The 4,507-nt window shown below is 48.2% G+C and carries 4 protein-coding genes; 2 read left to right on the forward strand and 2 right to left on the reverse strand.

Going from position 1 to position 4,507, the window contains the following annotated elements; all coding sequences use genetic code 11:
* Nucleotides 1–232: 232 nt before the first annotated feature.
* Both VIM87_RS11335 and VIM87_RS11340 read left to right on the forward strand, forming a co-directional pair.
* Nucleotides 233–799 carry a hypothetical protein gene (locus tag VIM87_RS11335; RefSeq protein ID WP_331997103.1) on the forward strand — a complete coding sequence of 189 codons (567 nt, stop codon included), beginning with the start codon at nucleotides 233–235 and terminating at the stop codon, nucleotides 797–799.
* Between the two features lie 34 nt (nucleotides 800–833).
* A complete protein-coding gene (locus VIM87_RS11340) occupies nucleotides 834–2,108 on the forward strand; it encodes a retroviral-like aspartic protease family protein (RefSeq protein ID WP_331997104.1) in 1,275 nt (424 codons plus the stop codon).
* A gap of 81 nt (nucleotides 2,109–2,189) precedes the next feature.
* Here VIM87_RS11340 and VIM87_RS11345 read toward each other — a convergent pair whose 3' ends face one another.
* Together VIM87_RS11345 and VIM87_RS11350 are read right to left on the reverse strand one after the other, a co-directional pair.
* On the reverse strand, nucleotides 2,190–3,380 hold the full coding sequence (locus tag VIM87_RS11345; RefSeq protein ID WP_331997105.1) for a threonine synthase: 1,191 nt from the start codon (nucleotides 3,378–3,380) through the stop codon (nucleotides 2,190–2,192).
* A 134-nt stretch (nucleotides 3,381–3,514) separates the two neighbouring features.
* A complete protein-coding gene (locus VIM87_RS11350) occupies nucleotides 3,515–4,420 on the reverse strand; it encodes a LysR family transcriptional regulator (RefSeq protein WP_331997106.1) in 906 nt (301 codons plus the stop codon).
* Nucleotides 4,421–4,507 lie beyond the last annotated feature (87 nt).

Genomic DNA, 4,507 nt, shown 5'->3' on the forward strand with positions numbered 1-4,507 from the left:
GTATTGGTAAATGGTCAGCTGGAGCTGGAAAACGGCCGCCATACAGGCCTGCGCAGCGGTACACCGTTATATGGTCCGGCTAAACGCTAAACGCTAAAAGCTAAAAGCCAAAAGCGTAAAGCACAAAGCATAAAGCATAAAGCGAAAAGGATAAAGCATAAAGAATAAAAGGGGGGATAGAACATAAGGGCTTCAGGCTTTATGCTTTATCCTTTCTGCTTAAATTAGCTACATGGACACCTTCAACCACATCAAAACCCTGATCACCATTATTCTGGGTTTAAGCATTACGCATTTGCTGAAAGGCGTGGCTAAATTTATACAGCATCCGCACCGCGAGAAGCCGTATTGGTTGCACATGGCCTGGGTATTCTATATTTTTATGCTGCTGGTGCACTTCTGGTGGTGGGAGTATCGTTTAACGCATGTGCAGCATTGGAGCTTTACCAGCTACTTTTTTATCATCTGCTTCATCATGACCTTTTACTCTTTATGCGCCCTGCTGTTCCCCGACGATATTAAAGACTACAAGGGATTTGAGGATTATTTCTTTTCCCGTAAAAAATGGTTCTTTGCCATCCTGGCCTTCAGCTATGTGCTGGATATTGGCGATACCCTCATTAAAGGGCAGGACTATCTCAAAAGCCTGTCCATAGAATACCCCATCCGTAATGCCGTGCATATTGTTTTATGCCTGATGGCCATCCGGATCAATAACCGCATTTTTAACGGAACTTTAGTTATCCTGTTTATCTTGTACGAGCTGTCGTATATTCTTCGCCTGTTTGATACCGTGTAACTTTGCGCTCTCTGTACTGTATAAAAAACGATCAATGAAAAAATGTATATGGCTGCTGGTTTTTTGCTGCAGCAGCGCGCTGGCGCTTGCCCAGAACAATGATCATCCCGATAGCCTGCTGCTGCGCCGGCAGCTCTTTGTTTTACGCAATGTAATAGCAGCCAAAGGAGCGCAGCTCTCCGAACGGGAACGCCTGTATTATCAGGCTTACCTGGATAATTTCTTTAACAAAGGCCAAACATCCAACACCAGCATAGACCTGCTGCTGCAAAAGTACCGCGCTGACTTTACTGCCAGGCAGGTGACGGAATTATTACAGGTAAAAATAGATAACCTGGTAAAAGCCTACCAGTACAAAGCAGCTTATACCTGCTCCATGTATCTGCTGGACAGCTTTAAAACTACGCTGCCGGAAAAAGACCAGGAAGCCGTACGCAATGCAGCGGTAATATGGGAGGGCTTACAGGAGATAGCACCCCAGGAGCTAACCGTGCTGCAGGACACGCATATTCCTTTTAAGCGGGATGCAGTAGGGCTGGTGAATATACCGGTGAGCATCGGGGATACCAGCAATGAATTTGTGTTTGACACCGGCGCCGGTATCTCTACCATTACAGAAAGCAGCGCCGCACGTAACCATCTTACGCCCATGAATAAATATTTTGACGTGGAAGCTGCTACCGGCGGCATTGTGAAAGCGCGTATCGCGGTAGTGAAGGAGCTGCAGATAGGCGGCATCCGGGTAAAGAACGCCGTGTTCATGGTATTCCCCGACAGCGCCCTTACCTGGCCGGAGGCAAAGTATGGCATTAAAGGGATCATTGGTTTCCCGGTGATCGAGCAAATGGGCGAGATCCGCATTAACAGTAAAGAGGGCGTGCTGGAAGTGCCGCAGCAACCGTTGCCCGGTAATTACGCCAACTTTGGTTTAAGTAACCTGCGCCCGGTGATCAATGTAGCGTACAAAAAAGACAGCCTGCCTTTTATATTTGATACCGGCGCCACCGCTACTGCGTTGAATGCACCCTTTTTTAAAAAATACCGGAAAGAGGTAATGCGCAGGGGCAAGCCGTTCCGGCTGCCGCAGGGCGGGGCAGGAGGTGTTAATACCGTGAATGCATATAAGCTGCCTGAAATAATATTGGGCATTGCCGATAAGCAACCCAGGCTGCCGCATATACCCGTTATTACCGCGCCGGTAATGGAAGAGGACAGGTATTACTATGGCAACCTGGGCCAGGATATTATGAAGCAGTACCGTGAAATGGTGATCAGCTTCAGGTATATGTATGTGGCATTTAAAGATTAGCGATTAGCATTTAGCTTTTAGCATTTAGCTTTTGGCCTTTAGCATAAAAGGGCTTCAGCGTTAGGCGTTAAGCCTTTAGCATTAAACATTTATCTGCAGGTTCTCCAGGTATTTATAGCCGGAGCCGGTGTTCAGCAGTAAAATGTTTTCATCGTGCAGTATCAGGCCTTCGTCCAGCAGCTTGGGCAGGGCTGCAAGTAAGGCCGCACCTTCAGGTGCGGCCAGTAATCCCTCCCTCCGCGATAATAACTGCATGTATTTTTTAAGCTCCTCTTCGCTGATGGCCAGCGCATGACCATGCGACTGGTTTAACGCATCCATGATCAGCGGCTCCGCAAAGGGGCGGGGCACGGCCAGGCCATTAGCAATAGAGGGCTGTCCGTTGTACTTTTTAGCATTGGGCTGCAAACCTTGCCAGGTGGCCACTACAGGCTGGCAGTTGGCGGCCTGTACCGCTATCAGGCGGGGCATTTTATCCGGGATCCAGCCCAGGGCCAGCATTTCCCGGAATGCTTTCCATAAACCAATTAACCCGGTACCGCCGCCGGTGGGATACAGGATCACATCCGGCAGGTTCCAGTGCAGCTGTTCTGCAATTTCGTAACCCATGGTTTTCTTGCCTTCCAAACGGTAGGGCTCCTTGAAGGTGGATACATCAAAACAGCCGCGTTCCTCCCGTATACGGGCTGCTTCTGCAGCGCAGTCGTTAATGAGGCCATCTACCAGCACTACTTCAGCGCCGTACATCCAGCACTCTTCCTTAAAGATCTTAGGAGTATGCCGTGGCATTACCACTACCGCCTGCATACCCGCAGCAGCGCAATAGGCCGCCATGGCGCCGCCGGCATTGCCTGCTGTGGGAACAATGCAGCTTTCCACGCCAAATTCCTTAGCCTTGGAAATAGCAGCGCTCAAACCGCGGGCTTTAAAAGAGCCGGTAGGGTTCAGCGATTCATCTTTCCAGAAAAGTTTATCGAACCCCAGCTGACGGGGAATATTGTGCAGTGTTAACAGCGGCGTCATGCCTTCGCCCAGGGTTACAATATTATTCACATCAAAAACAGGCAGCATTTCCAGGTATCGCCACATATTATCTGATTGGGCAGGCAATACTTCTTTTGAAAGCGGAAATACATCATCGGTGCTATACTCCGCAACTAAAGGGGCATTACAACATACGGATGTCTGATGTAAACGGTGTGGGTCGTGATATTGGCCGCAGCTGCTGCATTGCAGGGACGACAGCAACGACAATGTTTCAATGGTCCTCATAAAATGAAGTGTAAATAAAAATGAAGTCAGATGTATAATGTCAACAGCCGGTTATTACTGTTGTCATTATTTGTTCTCACAACAAATGTACTCAGCTCCTTCATTCGGAGGTTATACTAAATAGGCATATACTATTACCTGGGGTTATACTGTTTTTTGGCGAGGCGTATAAAGATGTTGTTGATCTGGTCATTATTGGTGCCCTGCCGCTGCATGAAAAAGAAGGAGCGGTGGATCCTTAAACCCGGAATATCAATGCGTACCAGTTGACCGTTATCTATAAGATGTTCTACGGAACGCTGCGGTAAAAAGCCCAGGCAGGTATCGCTGAGCAGGAAATTTTTGAGGGCTTCTGTACCGCCTAAAATAATGCGGTTATTAATATCCTGGATGGATAGTCCGAAAGGCGCCAATGCCTCTGCCACGGCTGCCAGCGTGCCGCTGCCTCTTTCCCGCAGCGCCACAGGAATGTTCTTCAGCTCCTCTACCGTTACCCGTTTCTTTTTAGCCAGCGGGCTTTTGTGATGGCATACCGGTATCACCTCGTCCTTCATGAAAAATTTATACTGCACCGTGGTATGTTTATTCCTGCTTTCAGTAATACCCAGGTCTATTTCCTGTTCCAGCAGGGCGCGCAGTATATTTTCCGAATTACTGTTAAGCAGCCGCAGTTGTATGTTAGGGTATTGCTGGTGAAAGCTGGAGAGGATACCCGGTATCACATACAATGCTACCGTGGTGCTGGCGCCCACTACCAGCGAGCCCTTGGCCTGCTGCCGGCCTGAGAGGCTGCTTAAATTGAACTGCATGTTGCGCTGCAGCTCCTTCGCCTGTTTTATATGATCAAAAAGGATCTTTCCCGCGGCAGTGAGCTGGACGGTGCTGCCTTTTCTTTCAAAAAAGCTGAGCTTAAACTGGTTTTCCAGCAGCCGGATATGCTTGCTCACAGAGGGCTGCGTCATAAACAGCACTTCTGCCGCTTTGGAAAAGCTAAGCAGGCGGGCTGTTTCGTAAAAAGCTTCATAGCTGATGTTAAGCACACTTTTGATTTTAGATTTACGATTTTCCGGTGGCGGATTTACCATTGAAATGTTAAAATCTAAATTGTAATAAGCTTTATTTTAGAT

The organism is Chitinophaga sp. (assembly GCF_036569125.1).
Lineage (GTDB): Bacteria > Bacteroidota > Bacteroidia > Chitinophagales > Chitinophagaceae > Chitinophaga.